Source organism: Nostoc sp. CCY 9925 (assembly GCF_963920935.1).
Classification (GTDB): Bacteria; Cyanobacteriota; Cyanobacteriia; order Cyanobacteriales; family Nostocaceae; genus Nostoc.
The window spans coordinates 1-18,670 of record NZ_CAWUDO010000124.1; the positions used below are offsets into that span (position 1 = coordinate 1).

Sequence of the window (18,670 nt, forward strand, 5' to 3'; positions counted from 1 at the left end):
TGATTAACTCAGCCCTGCTGGGTCATTTTGCATAGCTTAGTCTAAACTCCAGTTGCCAAGACCACTCAAATAACTCTACTTGCAGCGAGTGCAATTCGGTGTAGAAGCGACTGTAAAAATCTTTGGTGGGATAAGTAGCAAGTCGGTTTTCGATTTGAGAACGGCGAGTAATCAGGTCTTTGAGTTGCTGCTTCCTTGACTCAAGCTGCTGTTGTGTGCTGTCAATACCATTCTGTTGTTGCTGCCAGAAAGATGCTTCTGCAATAAGCTGGTCAACACTCTGCTGGGCGGCGATGAGAGATTCAGTTGTTAGTGGGATTTGAAATTGAAATGGGGTGGCCAGCGTCGCCAATACAGGCATCTCTATCTGTTTGTGCAAGCGTTTGAGAACATGATGTGGGCTGGTTTTGGTTATCGACTGCCAGAATCGTTTAATCGTCTGCAAAAGCTTGACAAACCAGTTGTCATTTCTACCTGAAAACTGCCAGTAATCAACTCTAGGCAAAGAACGCCTAGCACTGTCAAGATGTTGTCCTATCTGCTGGTAAGCTTCTAGGGGGAACTTATTGTAGTCGCGGTCAAATTCTAATGGTGACGAAGATTTAAATCCAGAGGTTTTTATCGCCTCGTCAAGCAATTGTATATCTCGGCATAGCGACTCTAATAATTGTTCATCAGCACTTTTCTGTTGAAGATCATGCTCGTCTTGCTTAGAGTGAAATTCTATTTGCTGAACCCCAGCTAACAATTGTTGCCTAGCTGACTCCCATTCATCTGATTTAAATGTTTCTTTGGCAAGCCAGTCGAGTGCAGCTTGCAAGCTAGGTAAAACTTGAGTGTCAACTAAATCCCTTGAGCCTCCTGATAAGTAGAAACAGTCAGAGGTCAGGTTGCTGGCTAAGATTTTCTCAACGTTATTTACAGCAAATTTGTTAGTGCTTGTCACCACAGTTAGGTTACTTTTATCTTGACCCGTTGTTGCCAAGTCCACGGCTCGACGTACCACTTGCTGCGCTATCTTATGTAACAACAGTGTGGTCTTGCCATTCCCCGGTGGCCCAATCACAGCAGTAACAGGATGAGATTGAGAATGTTTGAGAGCAAGTGCTTGATAGTCATCGGGCTGTGAGTTGGGAAAAGCACCTAGAAAAAGTACGTCATGCTGGGGTGATTTTGGTTGCCCAAACAGATATTCGTAAGCCGGATGTCCTGGTCTTGACCACTGAAAGTAATTCTGGTCGCTAATTTTCTGAAAATCTTTTTTGAGGTTGTAATTAAAAGCAGCGTAGTCAAAATCCAACAGATAAGGAAGAAGTTTTGACCGCACGGGAAACGGCGGTATTTCAATCAGCCCCATAAAATCTTGTAGCGTTTTAAAGGGACGATTGAAAGTAGTTTCGAGAAAAACTTTCAACCCTTCCCTTGTTACCAGGGACTCAGCCGCTTCTTCCTCTAGTCCGTACCACTGCATCAAATTGGGAATAACAGGCTGAAACTCATAGTCAGTTAAATTCCATCCGCTACTGCGATAATTGCCCTCGAATATTGGGGAAACGTTGATCGTGAACAACGGGCGAAATTGACGGCGATTTGATTCAACTACATAAAGCTGCGGGAAAGCTATAGCAATTGATGGTAATTTTGTTTGCTCAAAATTCTTTGCACTTTTAAACGGTTGCTTTATGTTTTTAAATAAAGACTCGTCTATTAATAATTTATCGCCTACCAGATTTACGAGAGAGTCCCAGATGTTCGGTTGAGTAGAATCGTCAGCTTCTACTTTGGCATTACTCAAATTTTCAACATGGATGTAATCTAACCAAGCTTTGAGTAATGCTCGAATCTGTGAATCTGATGCCATCTCTGTTTCTCCCCTCGCACCCAATCATGAATCAAAGGTAAAAAGACTCTAAAAGTAGAGATTACCTGACAATTTACCCCAAGTCACTCATCCCCTAGTAATGCTTCGAGCTTGTTTAAAAGGTTTACTAGCTGCTTTTGCTTTCTAGGTTCTTTCCAAAGCTGACGCTTTTTAATGCGCTGGGTGATATTTTGGAGGCGGTCTGGTATTTGGTTAGTTGCTTTAGATGAAGATGCTTGTTCATCATCCGTCCAATCTGTGATTTTTTCTTTGATTTGGCTTAAAGACCAATCCGAGGCTATCGCTTCGGACAAAAGTTTTTTTCGGATTTCATTATTTCTTACCCGCGCCAAGACTTGTGCTTTGGTGTATTCCAGTTGACCAGAACGCAGTGCCATTAAAATTTCTTCGGGCAGATTTAGCAAAGGTAAGCGTGTGGTAATGAACGATAGCCAATTCATGAGTCCCAGGCTCTCAAACACCTGTTGTACCGTGTTTGATTGTTCTTCATCTAAGTTAGGAAAAACGTTTTTACTAGATTCCGTTTCATCGGCTAAATGGTCAGAAACGTTGTCAAGAGATTGTGGATTATCGGGGTTAGGAAAAACGTTTTTACTAGATTCATTTTTCTCGGCTAAATGCTCAGAAATGTTGTCCTCAGTTTGTGGATTATCTGAGTTAGGAAAAACGTTTTTCCTAGATTCATTTAATGAGGATTTTGACGGCTGTTCCCCCTTACTGTGAGCGTTTTTCATTCGATACAGCAAGGATTTGACGGCTTCTACATCGCAATGCAGCCGGATTGCCAACAGGTGCAAGATCCCTTCAGTTTCTTCAACAGGGTTAAGGTCTTCTCGTTGTAGGTTTTCAATCAAAGCCAACTGAAACGCTTGGTCATCAGATAGCTCACGCACAACCACAGGCGCGACTTCAAGTAAGGCTTCCTGCCCTGCCCGATAACGTCTTTCCCCTGCTACTAATTCGTATTTCCCCCCGCCTAACGGACGCACTAACAGAGGTTGGAGGATACCATGCTGTTTAACTGACTCTACTAATTCTTTTAATGCTTGTGGGTCAAAATAGCGTCTGGGCTGGTGTGGGGGCAGAACTATATCTTCCAGCTTGATAGTAGTTTCAGTAGCGGCTGGCAACTCGCCATCTGGTGAGGATAACCAAGGTGCAGGGGGTGGAGTTGTAATTTGACCCCCAAAGGGTTTGTCTGTTTGTTTGCGTCGGATCATAAAGCCTCCAAAGCTAAAGCGATTTCTTCAAGAATAGCGACTACAGGATGTTTCGGGTCAAATACTGCTAGGGGCGCACGTTCTTCTGACGCATCAACAAAAGCGGTAGCTCTGGGGATGGGTGGGAAAATACGACCCCAAGCGGAAAGTTGTTCTTGAATGGCTGCCAATGCTCGTTTATCGGCTGAGTTCTGTTGAGCATACCGCGTGGGAATAAACCCGGCTATTTGGATTTTGCGGTTAGCTTTATTTTTTACGTGGGTGATAGTTTGTAAGAGTTCGTCTGTTCCCTCAAAGGCTTTGAGATGGGTTTCCACGGGAACGAGTACGTGTGTGGCCGCGACTAAGGCGATATAGGAAAGCAATCCTAAGCTGGGAGGACAATCTATAAGAATGAAGTCGTATTCATTTAGAACAGATTCAATGGCTTCCTTAAGGCGCAACTCGCGCATCGCAGCACTGACTAACTGCATTTCGGCCCCACTTAAGACTCGGCTTGCTGGAACCAAGTCCATGCCGTGAATGCCCTCATGAATCGGTAAGGGCTGCTCGTCGATAATGGCATCAGCAACGGTTTTTTGTAACTGAGATGGCACTAACCCCATGAATTTGGTCAAGCTTGCTTGGGGGTCTAGGTCAATGAGGAGAACCCGATGTTCTCGTCGTGCAAGGTGATATCCCAAATTTTGGGTCAGTGTCGATTTGGCGACACCACCCGCCTGGTTAAACAGGGCGATAATGCGGCATGGAGGATCAGAAGTTGACACTGGCATTATTCCTAGAAGATACGTTGACATTTGGTCAACCGGCTCGGTTTTAGTTTCCAGTTTATTGAAGTGTATCAGAAGAAGAGAAGTTCTAGCTAAGACGGTAATTTCAGCAGTAGACTTTATAGAATCAAGCAACATTAAGTCATTCCTATGACAACCAAACAAGCCATTTTGTCAGCGATTGAACAACTGCCATCCCAGCACCAAGAAGAGGTGTTGCGGTATGTTCAACAGCTTGCACTTACCCAGAAATCACCCTCCTCTTACTCACCCACTGGCAGTAGCGACCCCCTGGCAAACTTTATCGGTGCAGTATCTCATGGCTCCTTGGCTGCCAACTTAGACTCAGAACTCTATGGCGACTAAGTGCTGAACTGGTCAAATGTGCGTGCGCGGTGTGGTTAAAAGTAGCTATTTACGGGTGCATCATGGAGACAAACTATACATTCAAATTCAATTCTTCGACTGCCTTAGAAGCCCTCAAAGTAGGTAAATATGACCCGCTCAAGTTCTACGAGGCGCGTTTAGACCTGTTCAACCTTTCGGTAATGGCAGACTACGATCAGCTAATTTGCCTGCCCACACTAACTGCTATTGATAAATACTGGTATCAGATTGAAACAGCCCGAAAAGTACTTAGACAACTGGGTGGACGCGCATTACTAGCCGATGAAGTCGGATTGGGCAAAACCATTGAGGCGGGACTAATCATAGCCGAGTACTTAGCAAGGGGTATGGTACAGTCCATGCTGGTGCTAACTCCCGCATCCCTAGTTTCCCAGTGGCAATCAGAGTTAAGTGACAAATTTAATATTGCTACTATCACCACAGATAACCGTGACCCGCAACAACCGATAGACGAATTTTGGACGAATAATCCGCGAATTATCGCTTCATTAAACACGGCTAAGTCTGCTAAACATTATCCCCACGTCACCAGTCGCACTTGGGACTTGGTAGTTGTCGATGAAGCCCACCACCTGAAAAATCGCACTACCCTAAACTGGAAACTGGTCAACGCCCTCAATAAGCGGTTTATCCTCATGCTCACTGCTACGCCAGTGCAGAACTCCCTTATTGAACTGTTTAATTTGCTGACCCTCCTCAAGCCAGGACTGCTACAAACAGAAGCCGCTTTTAAAAAAGAATACGTAGATTCCAGGAATGGACGAGTCCCGAAAAATCCAGAAAAGTTACGCTCTCTGATGCGGGAAGTCATGGTGCGAAATACCCGCGCCCTAGTAGATGTCAAACTGCCCAAACGCTTCGCCACCACAATTACTGTTACCCCGGCAGCAGGCGAGGAGAAACTTTACCAGGACTTGAGCGAGTATCTACGTTCTTCAGAAGACAAGCTAGACAGACTCTCCCGCACTAATTTGCTGATGCGTGCTGGTTCATCCCCTGGTGCTTTGGCTGACTCCCTCAAGCAACTGACCAAACGCCTACCTGATGAAGAACTGAAGTCTTTAGCAAGACGAGCAGCCCAGGTGAAGCAGGTCGAGAAAGCAAAAGTATTGGTAGAGATGCTCTCAAAATCTTCCCAGAAAACCTTGGTCTTCACAACCCATAAAGCAACTAGCACTTATTTGACCCAAACTCTGCAAGCAGCAAATATCCCCTTTGCAGAATTTACTGGTGGGATGTCCCTTAAACAGAAAGATGAGGCTATAGCCGCATTTCGGGATAATGTTTCTGTACTGCTGGCATCCGAAACAGGCGGAGAGGGACGTAACATTCAGTTTGCGAACGCGATCGTTAATTATGACCTCCCCTGGAACCCAATGAAAATAGAACAGCGCATTGGTCGTATCCACCGCATTGGACAAACCCAGGATGTTTTTATTTTTAACTTTTGTCTCAAGGGCAGTATCGAAGAGTATATTCTGCGGATATTGCATGACAAAATCAATATGTTTGAACTGGTGGTCGGAGAGATTGAAACAATTTTAGGGAACGTGGATGATGAATTTGACTTTAGTGAAATTGTCATGGATATCTGGCTCAAGCATCAGGTCAAGCCCGAATTAGATACAGCCTTCGAGCAATTGGCAGATAATTTGTTAAAAGCCAAAAACCAGTATCAGCAAATTCAAGAACTGGATGAACAGATTTTTGGCGAAGATTTTGAAGCTTGAGAAATTGATTTGACTAACTATGATTTCAGATCCAATTATTGCTACCTTAGAAAAAATTGTTTCTCTGCATGACGGAATAGCAGAACCTGCTGGTGAACACATTTTAAATGTGTTGTTAACAGAAAATATAGCATCGCTGCTTTCGCTCCCCGAAGAAGTTACTTTTACTACTATTGCTGATGTACCCCAAAGTGTTTTTGTCACCTATCATTCAGAAGTCTTAAATAAGCTATCTGAACTATTAGCTGTTAAAGGACTTATTAGTGCGTTGAGTGTTAAATTCGATGGACATCTGAAAAATACAGGCTTTGAGAAAATTTTATTGGAGAGACTCGCACCTCAAAATGGCTTAATTCGTTTTTTAGATGCTAAACCAGAAATTACTCGTTACATCTTGTGTAATGTGGCTTACACAGCGAATGCTTCCGAAAAAAGGATTGGTTTAGTTTCGTTCATTATCAATGAAATAACAGGAGTAACACCAGTAGAAATTGGGGATGCTTTGTTTTGGGAGTCTGACCTAATGACTGTGGAGCATCAAGAGACACCATTGGCGATGACAATTGAAGATTTGTTGAGCTTAATTGAACATCAAAGTGCAATATTGATTGGAAAATCTCTAGATAATTGGCAGGCTAAATTAACAAGAGCAAGAGCTAGGGATGAAGAAAGACTCACTTGTTATTACAACACGATTAGCGACTCGATCCGCAACAAGATTGAGTTAAAAAAATTGATTGGTGATGAACTAGATAAAGAATTAGCACGAATTGAAGCCACTAATAGAGAGTTAGAGAGAAAATTATTAGATATCCAAGAGCGTTATGCAATGAGTGTAGAAGCTTCGTTGCACAGTGCAATGATTATCCATCTCCCTACGGTACATATTCAGTGTGAGTTGCAACGAAAGAAAGTAAAACGGACTGTAACAGCAGTTTGGAATCCGTTCACTAAAATTATTGAGCCGCTTCGTTGTGAATTATCAGGAGAACCTGTTTACAATTTCTATTTAGATGACAAGTCAGCTAAAATTATCTCACCGACAGTCTGGATAAAGTAATTTATGACAATCAATTTACCTATGAAATTGTCACACTTGCCCAACAGTTTACCATTAGATGGTGCTGTCCGCATCGAGCTAGTAGAAGGAGTGCCGATATTTCGAGCTTCCAGCTTAGTACAGGGGCGAATTGAAGCCTTATTAATTAAGCAAAAAGAATCTGCACTTACTTCAGAGGAAGAGAAAGAATTAGATGAATATGAAGAATTAGATGATTATCTGAGTTTGGTGAATCGGATGCTCAGAAATTCATCGCTAACTCAAAACCAAAGTGAATTATAGGGAATTAGAGATTTGTCTGCGAATCGTTACATTAGCGAAGCTACTCAAAATCAAGTACGACAACGAGCCAAGTTTCTGTGTGAATATTGTCACGCATCGGAGCAATGGCAATATGTTTCCTTCACTGTAGACCATGTAATTCCTCTGACCAAAGGTGGTGCTAATTTAATTGATAATTTAGCTTTGGCTTGTTTCCATTGCAATCGCCAAAAATCCGATAAACTTAAAGCCTTTGATGAACAGTCGTTATCAGAAGTACCCTTATTTAATCCTCGCACTGATAGTTGGCAAGAACACTTTATCTGGTCAACAGATACACTCTCCATTATCGGCTTGACACCTACAGGACGCGCCACAGTCGTAGCATTAGCATTCAACCGAGCCAGAATAATTGATATTCGCGCTGCTGATAGAGAAATTGGGCGGCATCCACCACCAGATGACCCAGTAAAAAGGAACCAATGACGGATACACGCAAAGGAATTATTGCCTTTTGATAACAGTATTCTAAAAGACCTTAAGAGCGATCGCCCAGGAGTGTGAAGGTTGTTTTACTTAGGTGATGGAGTTCTACAGCATTAAGAAATATAGTAATTAATTTCTTACCTGGGGTTGGCACAATCCTTGCATAGCAAAGTTCGTGAAAGGCAATGTTGAGCAGGCGTATTGCGAGGTCGCTCCTTAAAAGCGATTGTCCCAGCTACGACCGCACAATCCCCTTGCCCGGTAATGGCTTTTTATTTATTTTTTCTGGCAAAAAATAAATATACAAAAAATAATAATATACTATTTGATTTTAGTTTTTATTAATGATATTATTCTGCCACATTCTTAGCTAGTATTTTTGTACTAAAATGACAGATAACTACAATACCATTGAGTATGACGGATATTCAATACAAATCGAACGGACTCCAGTGGAGCAAATGACTGGGGAGAGATATTGGACTTTTAGTTTTGGGCAAACTGGACAACCTCTCTTACCTGTGGGAAAAACGTATGGTGGTTATGAGGTAGCGTTAGCTGAGGCTAAAAAATTAATCAACAGTCGCAAAAATCTGAAATTATAAATTTTGAGTACATATACATCATATTATTAAAGCTATTTAAACCTCAATAATAATATGATGTATCAATTTTATTTAACACGATTTTTGATATTTCAATGTCGGCATAGGCACATTAACCGACATCGTTCACCTGTGACAAGTGTGCAAACCTGAAGCAGCAACATCACCAATCAGCTTTGTTTCTCTTTTCTACACCCGTGAAAATTTAGAGTATAAATATATAGCTTAAGAGTGCATTAGTTGTTTTCTAAAAGCAAATCTCTTTTCTGTCTATTTTATCCTGCAATTTTGTTTTTACACTCAATGTAAATTTTAAGTCAGATGACATAGCATCTAAAGTTATGTATGGTCGGCCCTTGATGAGTTTATCAATAGTAGCCTGTTTAATACCAGTACCTTTAAAAGCAACCGTCAATTCATGTTTATTTGCAGTGTTAATATTGGTAGAATTTTTTGTATTAGAATCACTAAAAATCCAGTTGGGTGTTTGAGTGTTATTTACAACTTGTTTTGTTATATGATTTAAGTCGATTACAGTGTCATTATTATTAGTGGTAACAACTTTCGATACAATTTTATCTGATTGAAGAAAATGAATATTTCTAAGTCCTAACTTTCTTTGCAAAAGAGGTGGACAGAAAGGAGCAATCATAAAAGCTAAATCAGATGGTATTCCATCAGAATTAGATGGTTCAAAGTTGACATCATTTAACCATCCAGTAAATGTATTAAAGTGGCTGCTCAACATCTCATAGTTTTTAGCTTCGCCAAAGGCTCTAGCAACAGTTTTGCCATTATGTAGTAATTCTGCATAGCAGTCAAAGGCATGACCTGCTATTACAGTAGTAGTGGAAACATTTGACAACGTGTATGCTGTTTTACTTAAAAAACTAGCCCACCGTTGTTTGCATTCTGCTTCAAGTAAATTACGAGAATCTCCTTCAAAAACCTGTTCAGGTGCTTCTTGAAAGTATTTTTCATGAATTTCTAGTATGGCATTACCATAGTTTCGACAAAATTCCCTTAATGTATTAGTAGAAATTATCGAGATATTTTTTATTTCTTGCCATGCTTGGTTAAAGTTTTTATAACCGCTATAAGCTCCTTCAATCCGATTTTCAATCTTTTCTCTAATTATTTCAAATTCATTGCTGTACCCCTTATTTAAATTGATGACTGAATCACCAATAAGACTTTTAATAACAGAATCTTCTGCTATAAAACTTCCTACATTATCAGAAGTACCTACTAAATACATCAATATACGGATTTTTGAACTAAAATCTTGAAAAGCCCTTCTAACTAATTGCTTTAATACTAATCTGGTTTCTTGAATTTCTTGTGGAAATGCTGCTAAAGCATCTAACTCATCTGCAAGGTATACAAAACTGAATCTGGGGTCTACTTGGGAAATTTCGGAGATGACATAAAAAAAGAATTGTTCAAATACATCTACACTTTCAGTAATATACTTTTTGAATTTAGTACGAAATGGCATTAATGCCTTTGTAGTTTTTAATTGAGAAACTTGATGATTTTCTAAATATTCACTTAAAATATTTTCAGCTATAGCTCTAACTGAATTAGATAAATTTTGATTGTGTAACAACTCCCAAAAGGTATCAGCCAGAATATGACAGTAAAACTTAACACCAAAATCAGAGCCAAGCGGTATGTCAGAAAGCTGAAATTGAACAACTATTGAATGATTTAAAAAAGTCGGTTTAGTTTTAGTTAATTCGTTTAGATAAGTTAAAAGTGAAGTCTTACCACTACCTACTAAGGCAGCAACAAATCTAAAAGTAAAAAAACCGTCATCGAAGGTATGCCTGAGATCGTCTTCAAGTAGCTGAGTTATATTAGCTATTTGCCGTCCAGATAAACTTCGAGATGTGGAACCTTCACCGTCACTTCCTGGTTGTCTAATAACACGTTCAATTCTAATATCTTCAATGAATCCAGTTCCTGACTTAACTTGTTGAAGAAAGCTTTTTATATATCTCTTTTTTCCTGCATCTTCTGGCATTGTTTATTCAGCCCATTGAATTAATTCTTCATTCTTTTCGGTAACAGTGAAAACTTTACCACCTGACTTCAGTCTCTCAAAATATTTATCTGAGAGTGTTTGAGAGATTGGGTAATTCTCATTAATTTTTTGGCGAATAACTCGACTATAAATAGCCACAACACCAAGCAATTCTTGGCGTTTCCTTTCTTCAAAATAAAGTGCCTTAAATTTTTCTACATAAGTATCAAAGTCTATATCTTCAATATTTAATGAAAAATTACCAGAATCAGAAGATACTTGTTGAAGATACTCTATAAGTATATTTATAACTTTAGGCCCTTTCACAGAGTCAAATCGATACTTAGTTGTTTGAAGGTTAGAAGCTAATATTTTTTTACCTAAAGTAGTAACTGAAAGCCGATTTTTTTTAGACGATTCAATTAATTTATGTTCAATCAGACCTTCATAGCACTGTTCTGCTTCTTTTTGTACTTCTTTAGAGAGGTAAGACTTCACAACGCTTTTAGTTACTGTACCCTCATTTGAATAAGCATGAGCGTAAAGCAAATAAAGTAGTTGTACTGTTGAAAGCTGACTCATAAATACTTTAGCCTTCTCAATTTAATTATGAGAAAAAAGAATTAATTCTGTTTTGAAAATTGTTTTTTAAAACAGAGCTATTTACCACCACAGTACAGTATATATAATCTTTTTGACGCAAGCCTCAGTAATATTACTACTGCCTATCCCTTAATCATTAAAAATGTGAAGCTCCCCAAAAATTACTGCATCATGTGGAGATGTACCTTAATCGGTGGAATTGGGACAATAATAGCCCCTGGATTTGCTACATTAATCCGAATAGGAGTCAATGTAGCAGTGGGTTCAGCAGTCGATTTATCCTCAAGACAAGCAAATAATCAAAATGTTATAAATCCCCCCAATCAAAATTCAAGAAACGTCGAGCATTCAGCTTGGTATATTGTTCAGTGTTCTTGATATCGCGGTGTCCTAAAAAATCCTGAATCTCTCTGGTGCTGTAACCCTGATTCACCAGATAATAACCGCAGGCATGACGCATCATGTGACAGTGAACTTTGATATCAAGCCCCGCCTGTACTGCCAGCCGCGAGATCAACTTCCGCACCGCATCAGTACTCATCACCTCACCACGCTCTGAGACGAAAATAGATTTGCTATCAGGGTATCTTGGTGGCTACCCTATCAGGGAACTGTTCTCTGAGTTCCTTGAGCAAAACTATTTCATCATCTCTAAAATACTTTTCGCTCAACTACTTGCGTGTGTATTCTTATTGAATTTTCCACTACCACTTATTCTCTACAATCCTTTCCTTTAGTAGTTTACTAATAATTGTGTGTACACCGTAGCCCCGCAAGCGAGGAGGGGGCTAATGATGTTATTTATTAGAGATTTACGGGCAGACTATTTATAGAGTTTTAAGAAAAAAATATGAGTTCACCAATGGATGATTTTGGACTAAATTTTGAGCAGATAAGAATCTTGTATAGCTTCGAGTATTTTTTAGTGCAAGAAGATATAACCAAAGAAACAGAATTTATCAAAAAGCAACTTAAACGTAGATGGTTAAATCTCTGGAGAGAATCTGTGGAAAATTTTTTATCCAGTATCGCTAGCAATGACTTGGAGAGAAATGATTGTTTTTTGTATACGGATTATTCTTCATTAGAAGAATCAGTTGAAAGAATGAAACAATTTTTAGAGAGAAGTCGTCCTCTATATTCAATTTTATTGGAACTATCACTGTTTATTATTTATACTCCTTTCGGTACTCATGAAGATGAACAATTCAGAAACTTGAAACTTAGCGAAGCCTTTCGCCCAAAAATTATAGAGCAAATCGGATTTTTTGCTAATGAACTTGGAATAGAAATAGGGTACGTTAAACTATTCAAGACCGACTACAAAATGTGGAGCGATGTAATTACTGGCTCAAATAACAACCCATTCAAGGTGATAATAGGAGGCTTAATTGGGGGAGCAGTTTTAGCAGCTGTAGCAGCTGCAATTGCAATACCTATTCTTGTACCATTACTGGCTCCAATACTTGCACCGGGACTTTCGGGAGCAGCTGCAATTTCAGTTGTATTAGCAGCCCTTGGAGGAGGTGCAATTGCAGCAGGTGGTTTTGGTATGGCAGGTGGAATGGCTGTTATTGTTGGCGGTGGTGCAATTCTTGGTGCTGGTGCTGGTACTGGTGTTGGCTCATTATTTGCTAATTCACCAGATTTAGCTGTCCGAGAAGCGGCAAAATTTTTAGTAACTTTTAATGATATAATTTTGCCACAAAAAGATGTTGAGAAACAAGAAATTGCTCACAGTGCTAGAGAAATCATTAGAAGGCAAAGAAATACAATTAATGAGCTTGAAGGGCAAATCTCAGAAATGCAAATGAATAGAGATAGTAATTCAGAACAAATAAATAACTTACAAAAAGTAGTAAAATATTTTAGAAAATCTTTAGAAATAAGTCAGAATTTATTAAAAGAATTTTTGCAAATATATGGGTAGTTTAGAATGAGTAATTCGATTACTTGTGTGTACACAGTAGCTCGTTTATAGTAGGATTGAGGGTATTTTAAAAATTTCATGCAAGAGGTCTATTGCTTAAAAGCTAATCGGCTTATGCGATGTTGAGGTCATCGTAGTCGAGTAGCAGGACTATATCGCTATAATCCCGTGCTGATTTCTCCGGTGTAGAATCTGGTATAGAAATATTTAAAAATCCAAAGCAGAGATAGCGTTCTGCTTCTGCTTCTCAGTTACCCCCAAATAACGCTCCAAAGCCGCCAAAGTCCGATGCCCCGATATCTCCTGAATATGACGCAACGGTATTCCAGCATCACTCATCCTGGTTAACGCCGTCCTGCGGAAGCTGTGCGTACTCACCCCCTCAATGCCCAGCCGCACACAGGTATCTCTAAGGATTTTGTCAGCACTGACCTTGTGGATGTGTAAGAGTCCATGCCTGCCGGGAAACAAGAACTCCTTGCGGCGATTGGGGTTGTACTCTTCTAAATACTGCTTGAGCTTGGGATGCACTTGAATTTCCCTGGTGTCCCGCTTGCCTTTGGTGTTAACACTGCGTAGTACTAACACACCTCTGACCCCGTTGCTGCCAAACACATCTTTCACTGCCAAAGTGCAGGCTTCGTTGATCCGGCAGGCAGCATAAAGGCACACGCCGAACAATGCGCGATCGCGTGGGTTGACAAAGCCCTCGCTAAATAGGACATTGATTTGATCGGGTGTGAGGATCTCTGCCCTGCCGAACCGGTTTATTTTCATAGGGTCTAGCTTACATGGTCTTTTCGCAATAACACAATGTAACTGCCCAAAAAGCCTATTCTCTCGTGAGCGATGACACACCCTTAACCCAGGCTTATCAATCAGCCCTCAAGCACGAACGCTACAACCCTCATTATTCCGTTGGCTGATAAAAATAGCTTATGATTGCAACGCGATGACCACTTACAGGTATGATCCACACCAATAGGATCTGCTCATGTTGGGGCTTGCCAGAGTTGTCTATACTCGCTTCTACACCCCTGGTTGATCAATTGTTGCTATCAAAACCGATATCATTTTTCTCTGCCGCAGCGTCTAGACATGGTGTAGACCGTGCGTGCAACTGTAAATAAAACTTACCTCTCTAGTGGTGCGGGGGACATTTCATGCTACTGGGCATGGAGCCGAGATCCCTGCAAATTCGGAAATAGAGGCTGAAAACTATTGTTAGATATAGCTTTGGGCTTATTTAATCCCTCTAGTTTTTAACGAATACAGAATGCTGAATTTAGTACACAGTTACTAATAAACCCGGTTTTTGATCTCTCAAATACCAACATTTGGGCTAGTTTTGGCTAATCTATGTTTATTCCAGATTGAGTAGGGAACACCTATAAAAGCTCCCAAAATGACGTAAGCTACCAGTGTCGGAATCACCATCTGCTGTACATGATTCAAAATAGCGATAAACAAAGCTAAACCAAAATTACGAGCAATACAGAAAATCGCCAAGGTAGCTCGCATATCATCATCGAGTCTGCCTAAGGTGTGTCCAATTCCTAGAGAGGCAATTACCATAATTGCGATCGCTACCAGTGGTAATTCACCAACTTTGGAAAACATTGGCAGCCCTAAGATGCACAATAAAACAACCAGCACCAAAAAGAGACTGTTAGCAATAAAAGTCAAGGGTTTAGCAATCTGTTGGGTAAATATAGGCGCGAACTTTTGCATCAAAATACCGACACTGACGGGTAATAACTGCACCATAATCACTTGTCGGGCAACTTCTAAAATTGCCACCTTTTGTGAAATACTCGGAAATAAGGTGGCGAAAATTGCCAAGGTAATAGGAGTAACAAAAACCGCCAGTATTGCCAGAGTTAGCTGAAGACTTGCTGAGTAGTGGAAGCTGCCTCCAGCCTGTTGCGATCGCTTTGTGGTCAGAGGCGCACCCGGAGAAGCTGCAAGTATTGCCAATCCGATCATCACTGCTGGTGGTAAGTTAAACAGTTTCAACAGGAGAATAACTACTAAAGGAACCAGCACAACAACCGCTAAAAGCGCACGGAATACTAAGGCAGGTTTTCGCCAGAAGGAGCGCATCTTTTCAAAAGAGAGGTTGCACCCTATGGCTAACATCAGAGAAAAAATAGTGACTTTAACGAGAATCAGTAATAAGGGATGTTGCATGGCTTGTAAATGCTTGATCCTGGGAAATGAAAAATCACTAAAAGATTCCGAAATCGCCGTGAATCAGGACAAAAATTAGCCAGCAAACTAACAGATTTAACTAATAAATTTTCAATTAAACTGTACTCATAGCTGACTTAGAAACACAAACAAATTACTCTGCATCCCCCTCAAGAAATTCTTATGAGGGGGTACATCTTTGTGGCTGGGTATTCCTTTCTTTGGCATCAAGAATACCGTGAATTTTATATCAATACTGTAGCCAAATTACGAGGTTTAAACGGCTGAAAGTATTGCTATATAACCCTATTCAGAGTGTGGTTATTGACTCTCTACTGTCGTGCCATAATGGTACGCATTTCAGCTTCCTTATCTTGAATCAAATCTCCACTAACATCCACTATCACACTATAAATCTTGCCCGTAAACTTGAAGGGCGGTTCATAATCGGGTGTTACAGGCGCACCAGGGGCAATGCCACAAGTCACACCACTGGTAAGACCTAGTGCTAAGGGAGTAGTTACAGGGACATCGGCTTGCCCAACTAATTTCCCATCGATATAAAGTTCGGCGCGACCTGGTGTTCCTTTCCCCTTGGCTAAATCTGGTTGACCCGTGACTTTAAACTCAAAGCGCAACTGGTGACGACCTTCCGGCACAGATGACCCAGACTCGACATGATAGAGCGATCGCGCTACATAATTATGAACCCAGTGCAGTTTGCCATCTTTGACATAGAAGGAGTAGCCACTATCATTACCCCCATGAGCAAGTAATACTCCTTGTGCGCCACCTGTGGGAATTTCCACATCAGCCGTAATACTGTGAGAACGATTAAGCAACTTGACGGCACTATTGGCTGGGATTGCCTGAGTATCAGGATAGTAAGTATAGCGGCTACGATTGACGGCAATCTGAGGACGTTCTTCTGCAAATCGTTGTACGCCTCTGCCATCCACAGGCAACACATTGTATTTACCCGCCTCTACGTACCAAGTGGCAATCATTTCAATTAATTTAGGGCGATTATCAGCCGCAATATTATGATTTTCCGAAAAATCCTCAGCGACGTGATACAGTTCCCAATGATGGGTATCCAAATCCGTCAGAGTTTGGGCCGAAATGGCCGCACCAAAAAACTGACCTGCTTCTGCAAATGAGGGGCCAGGCCAAGGACAAACCGCCCGCCAACCATCATAGTAAAGAGAACGATGTCCCATCATCTCGAAATATTGGGTCAGGTGCTTAGTAGGTACGGTACTATGATTAAAAGTATGGGCAAAACTGACACCTTCAATGGGAGATTGAGTAACACCCTTAATCGTTGTTGGTGGTTCAATTTCCAGTAATTCCAGCACAGTCGGTACTAGGTCAATAGCATGAGCGTACTGAGTACGGATTTCACCTTTTGCCTCAATGCCTTGATTCCAATGGACTATCAAGGGATCGCTGATTCCACCCCGATAAGTTTCCCGTTTCCAACGGCGGAAAGGCGTATTACCTGCCCAAGTCCAACCCCAAGCATAATGGTTGAAAGTTTCTGGACTGCCTAGCTTATCTAGTGCCTTGAGATTTTCCTCTAGGGATTCTGGCACATTGTTAAAAAAGAGGTTCTCATTAACTGAACCAGTTGGCCCCCCTTCAGAACTTGCCCCATTGTCCGAGATGACTATAATTACAGTATTCTCGAACTCGCCGATCGCTTTGAGGAAGTCGAGTAAGCGACCGATATGGTGGTCAGTGTGGGTTAAAAAGCCAGCATATACTTCCATCATCCGGGCATAGAGCCGTTTTTCTGCGGCTGAGAGGGAATCCCAGTGCGGAACATCAGGATCATGACGGGAGAGTTCGGCATCGGTGGGGACGATACTCATTTCCTGCTGACTGGCAAAAACCTTTTCCCTGTAAGCTTCCCAGCCATCATCAAACTGTCCGGCGTAGGCATCAGCCCATTCTTTCGGCACATGATGGGGGGCGTGCATCGCACCAGGACAGAAATACATGAAAAAGGGTTTATCGGGGGCAACCTGCTTGGCATCAGCGATAAAGCTAATTGCCTTGTCTGCCAAGTCTGCGGTCAAATGGTAGCCTTCTGCGGGGGTCTTTTCTGGCTTAACGGTGTGGTTGTCATAAACCAAATCTGGATAATACTGGTGGGTTTCTCCGCCTAGAAAACCATAAAAACGTTCAAAACCGCGACCAAGAGGCCAGCGATCATAGGGGCCGGCCGCAGATATCTGGTCTGCGGGCGTTAAATGCCATTTCCCGATCGCATAAGTGTTATAACCCTTCTGTAATAATATCTCCGAGAGAAACCCATTCTCAAAGGGAATATTCCCATTACCACCCGGATAACCCGTAGAACCTTCTGTAATGCAGGACATGGCGTTGGAATGGTGATTGCGCCCAGTGAGAAGACAAGAACGGGTGGGTGAACACAACGCCGTCGTGTGTAGATTGTTGTAGCGCAAACCATTGGCGGCTAGTGCGTCTAGGTTGGGTGTTTTGATGGGACTTCCGTAACATCCAAATTGTCCAAAACCTGTATCATCGAAAACGATAAATAGGATGTTTGGTGTACCTTCTTTAGATCGCAACGGTTCTGGCCAAGCTGGACTGGATTTATCAACTGTCCGACCGATGACACCGGGGAAAGTATTTCCGGGTTTGTATTCACGCAGAGACATAAATCTGACCTCTTGAGAATATGTAATTTTTAACAAAAGCCCCGAAATTCTATCTCCTCTTTAGGACTGGTTAATTTATAAATTCATTGCCCTAATTACCACACCAATAAAACTAACTAAGCCAATTACGAGTAAAGCCACTCCGATAATTTCCGCACTGTGAGAGGTTTTGTAGGTATAGCGATTATTTTGGATTTGTTTAAGTAACCGATGGTGTTCTCTCAACCCTAAAACCATTGCCAAAATTCCTGTACCAATGAAAGACAACCCCACAATCACCGAAAATCTGACGGGGTTAAGATGATGACTAAGACGAGTATTTTCAATCGCACTCACAATGGTGGGAATACCAAAACCAAAACCAATCAACGAAAGACAGGTGCGTATCCACGCCATTAATGTGCGGTCTGCTGCCGCCCGACTGCGGTATTTAGCTAGTTCTGTCCGATCTGCTGCTAAATCATTGGTAGACAACTGTTCAGGTGTTTCTGAGTTTATGGGTAGCTGACTCATTAGAACCGCACAGGTAAAGCATCAAATCCCTTAAAAACTAAGGTACTACGACGGGGAAGGGGGGGTCTTGTCGAATCAAACTGAAGATTTGGGAACCGCTTCAGCAAAGTAGAGAAGCAAATATTTAATTCCATCCGAGCCAAAACTGCACCTAGACAGAAATGGATACCAGGGCCAAACCCTAAATGTTGCGGCTCGCAAACATAAACACTCCGGCTTGCAAACAAGAAAATTGTTGGCTCAAATTAAGGTTCTTGTCAGCTTTTGGTGATGATGAAAGGTTACGCGCTTTAAGGCAG

At 41.3% G+C, this 18,670-nt stretch carries 18 protein-coding genes; 7 read left to right on the plus strand and 11 right to left on the minus strand.

Translation table 11 applies throughout. From position 1 onward, the window contains the following. Positions 1 to 22 precede the first annotated feature (22 nt). The 3 genes from ACM0OY_RS34820 to ACM0OY_RS34830 all read right to left on the minus strand — a co-directional run bounded on the left by ACM0OY_RS34820 (position 23) and on the right by ACM0OY_RS34830 (position 3,869). Complete coding sequence (locus ACM0OY_RS34820; RefSeq protein ID WP_414573321.1) at positions 23 to 1,861, minus strand: AAA domain-containing protein; 1,839 nt, start codon at positions 1,859 to 1,861, stop codon at positions 23 to 25. Positions 1,862 to 1,944: 83 nt separating this feature from the next. After that, positions 1,945 to 3,102 carry a ParB/RepB/Spo0J family partition protein gene (locus tag ACM0OY_RS34825; RefSeq protein ID WP_414573322.1) on the minus strand — a complete coding sequence of 386 codons (1,158 nt, stop codon included), beginning with the start codon at positions 3,100 to 3,102 and terminating at the stop codon, positions 1,945 to 1,947. Further along, entirely contained in the window at positions 3,099 to 3,869 is a 771-nt protein-coding gene (locus ACM0OY_RS34830; protein WP_414573323.1) for a ParA family protein, read from the minus strand. The genes ACM0OY_RS34825 and ACM0OY_RS34830 overlap by 4 nt, the downstream gene beginning before the upstream one ends. Before the next feature lie 153 nt (positions 3,870 to 4,022). On the opposite strand from ACM0OY_RS34830, the gene ACM0OY_RS34835 reads away from it, so the two are divergent. From ACM0OY_RS34835 to ACM0OY_RS34860, 6 genes are all read left to right on the plus strand, one after another. After that, entirely contained in the window at positions 4,023 to 4,238 is a 216-nt protein-coding gene (locus ACM0OY_RS34835; protein WP_414573324.1) for a hypothetical protein, read from the plus strand. Positions 4,239 to 4,300: 62 nt separating this feature from the next. After that, positions 4,301 to 6,010, plus strand: coding sequence for a DEAD/DEAH box helicase (locus tag ACM0OY_RS34840; RefSeq protein ID WP_414573325.1), 1,710 nt, complete (start codon positions 4,301 to 4,303; stop codon positions 6,008 to 6,010). A 19-nt stretch (positions 6,011 to 6,029) separates the two neighbouring features. Beyond that, positions 6,030 to 7,070 carry a hypothetical protein gene (locus tag ACM0OY_RS34845; RefSeq protein ID WP_414573326.1) on the plus strand — a complete coding sequence of 347 codons (1,041 nt, stop codon included), beginning with the start codon at positions 6,030 to 6,032 and terminating at the stop codon, positions 7,068 to 7,070. A gap of 3 nt (positions 7,071 to 7,073) precedes the next feature. Continuing rightward, on the plus strand, positions 7,074 to 7,352 hold the full coding sequence (locus tag ACM0OY_RS34850) for a hypothetical protein (RefSeq protein ID WP_414573327.1): 279 nt from the start codon (positions 7,074 to 7,076) through the stop codon (positions 7,350 to 7,352). A gap of 12 nt (positions 7,353 to 7,364) precedes the next feature. Beyond that, a complete protein-coding gene (locus tag ACM0OY_RS34855; RefSeq protein WP_414573328.1) occupies positions 7,365 to 7,817 on the plus strand; it encodes an HNH endonuclease in 453 nt (150 codons plus the stop codon). 389 nt (positions 7,818 to 8,206) lie between these two features. Further along, positions 8,207 to 8,422, plus strand: a complete 216-nt coding sequence (locus tag ACM0OY_RS34860; RefSeq protein WP_414573329.1) for a hypothetical protein — start codon at positions 8,207 to 8,209, stop codon at positions 8,420 to 8,422. 247 nt (positions 8,423 to 8,669) lie between these two features. Here ACM0OY_RS34860 and ACM0OY_RS34865 read toward each other — a convergent pair whose 3' ends face one another. From ACM0OY_RS34865 to ACM0OY_RS34875, 3 genes are all read right to left on the minus strand, one after another. Beyond that, entirely contained in the window at positions 8,670 to 10,448 is a 1,779-nt protein-coding gene (locus ACM0OY_RS34865) for a hypothetical protein (RefSeq protein ID WP_414573330.1), read from the minus strand. Positions 10,449 to 10,451: 3 nt separating this feature from the next. Then, a complete protein-coding gene (locus ACM0OY_RS34870) occupies positions 10,452 to 11,030 on the minus strand; it encodes a hypothetical protein (protein ID WP_414573331.1) in 579 nt (192 codons plus the stop codon). 328 nt (positions 11,031 to 11,358) lie between these two features. Beyond that, on the minus strand, positions 11,359 to 11,592 hold the full coding sequence (locus ACM0OY_RS34875) for a tyrosine-type recombinase/integrase (RefSeq protein ID WP_414573332.1): 234 nt from the start codon (positions 11,590 to 11,592) through the stop codon (positions 11,359 to 11,361). 309 nt (positions 11,593 to 11,901) lie between these two features. On the opposite strand from ACM0OY_RS34875, the gene ACM0OY_RS34880 reads away from it, so the two are divergent. Further along, on the plus strand, positions 11,902 to 12,981 hold the full coding sequence (locus ACM0OY_RS34880; protein ID WP_414573333.1) for a hypothetical protein: 1,080 nt from the start codon (positions 11,902 to 11,904) through the stop codon (positions 12,979 to 12,981). Between the two features lie 207 nt (positions 12,982 to 13,188). Here ACM0OY_RS34880 and ACM0OY_RS34885 read toward each other — a convergent pair whose 3' ends face one another. The 5 genes from ACM0OY_RS34885 to ACM0OY_RS34905 form a co-directional block, all read right to left on the minus strand. Continuing rightward, positions 13,189 to 13,758: a tyrosine-type recombinase/integrase gene (locus ACM0OY_RS34885; RefSeq protein WP_190732316.1), complete on the minus strand. Its 570-nt coding sequence runs from the start codon at positions 13,756 to 13,758 to the stop codon at positions 13,189 to 13,191. 546 nt (positions 13,759 to 14,304) lie between these two features. Then, entirely contained in the window at positions 14,305 to 15,171 is an 867-nt protein-coding gene (locus ACM0OY_RS34890) for a bile acid:sodium symporter family protein (RefSeq protein ID WP_414573334.1), read from the minus strand. A gap of 332 nt (positions 15,172 to 15,503) precedes the next feature. Next, a complete protein-coding gene (locus ACM0OY_RS34895; protein ID WP_414573335.1) occupies positions 15,504 to 17,858 on the minus strand; it encodes an arylsulfatase in 2,355 nt (784 codons plus the stop codon). A gap of 75 nt (positions 17,859 to 17,933) precedes the next feature. Continuing rightward, positions 17,934 to 18,371, minus strand: coding sequence for a YidH family protein (locus ACM0OY_RS34900; protein WP_414573336.1), 438 nt, complete (start codon positions 18,369 to 18,371; stop codon positions 17,934 to 17,936). Next, the gene (locus ACM0OY_RS34905) at positions 18,371 to 18,604 is read right to left on the minus strand and encodes a cytochrome P450 (RefSeq protein WP_414573337.1); all 234 of its coding nucleotides are present in this window, start codon (positions 18,602 to 18,604) and stop codon (positions 18,371 to 18,373) included. Before ACM0OY_RS34905 ends, ACM0OY_RS34900 begins: the two co-directional genes overlap by 1 nt. Positions 18,605 to 18,670 lie beyond the last annotated feature (66 nt).

Bases quoted from the DNA above. Each gene is read 5' to 3' on its own strand.
- ACM0OY_RS34820 (WP_414573321.1), bottom strand. From the start codon at position 1,861: ATGGCATCAGATTCACAGATTCGAGCATTACTCAAAGCTTGGTTAGAT.
- ACM0OY_RS34825 (WP_414573322.1), bottom strand. From the start codon at position 3,102: ATGATCCGACGCAAACAAACAGACAAACCCTTTGGGGGTCAAATTACA.
- ACM0OY_RS34835 (WP_414573324.1), top strand. From the start codon at position 4,023: ATGACAACCAAACAAGCCATTTTGTCAGCGATTGAACAACTGCCATCC.
- ACM0OY_RS34840 (WP_414573325.1), top strand. From the start codon at position 4,301: ATGGAGACAAACTATACATTCAAATTCAATTCTTCGACTGCCTTAGAA.
- ACM0OY_RS34845 (WP_414573326.1), top strand. From the start codon at position 6,030: ATGATTTCAGATCCAATTATTGCTACCTTAGAAAAAATTGTTTCTCTG.
- ACM0OY_RS34850 (WP_414573327.1), top strand. From the start codon at position 7,074: ATGACAATCAATTTACCTATGAAATTGTCACACTTGCCCAACAGTTTA.
- ACM0OY_RS34860 (WP_414573329.1), top strand. From the start codon at position 8,207: ATGACAGATAACTACAATACCATTGAGTATGACGGATATTCAATACAA.
- ACM0OY_RS34865 (WP_414573330.1), bottom strand. From the start codon at position 10,448: ATGCCAGAAGATGCAGGAAAAAAGAGATATATAAAAAGCTTTCTTCAA.
- ACM0OY_RS34870 (WP_414573331.1), bottom strand. From the start codon at position 11,030: ATGAGTCAGCTTTCAACAGTACAACTACTTTATTTGCTTTACGCTCAT.
- ACM0OY_RS34875 (WP_414573332.1), bottom strand. From the start codon at position 11,592: ATGAGTACTGATGCGGTGCGGAAGTTGATCTCGCGGCTGGCAGTACAG.
- ACM0OY_RS34880 (WP_414573333.1), top strand. From the start codon at position 11,902: ATGAGTTCACCAATGGATGATTTTGGACTAAATTTTGAGCAGATAAGA.
- ACM0OY_RS34885 (WP_190732316.1), bottom strand. From the start codon at position 13,758: ATGAAAATAAACCGGTTCGGCAGGGCAGAGATCCTCACACCCGATCAA.
- ACM0OY_RS34890 (WP_414573334.1), bottom strand. From the start codon at position 15,171: ATGCAACATCCCTTATTACTGATTCTCGTTAAAGTCACTATTTTTTCT.
- ACM0OY_RS34895 (WP_414573335.1), bottom strand. From the start codon at position 17,858: ATGTCTCTGCGTGAATACAAACCCGGAAATACTTTCCCCGGTGTCATC.
- ACM0OY_RS34900 (WP_414573336.1), bottom strand. From the start codon at position 18,371: ATGAGTCAGCTACCCATAAACTCAGAAACACCTGAACAGTTGTCTACC.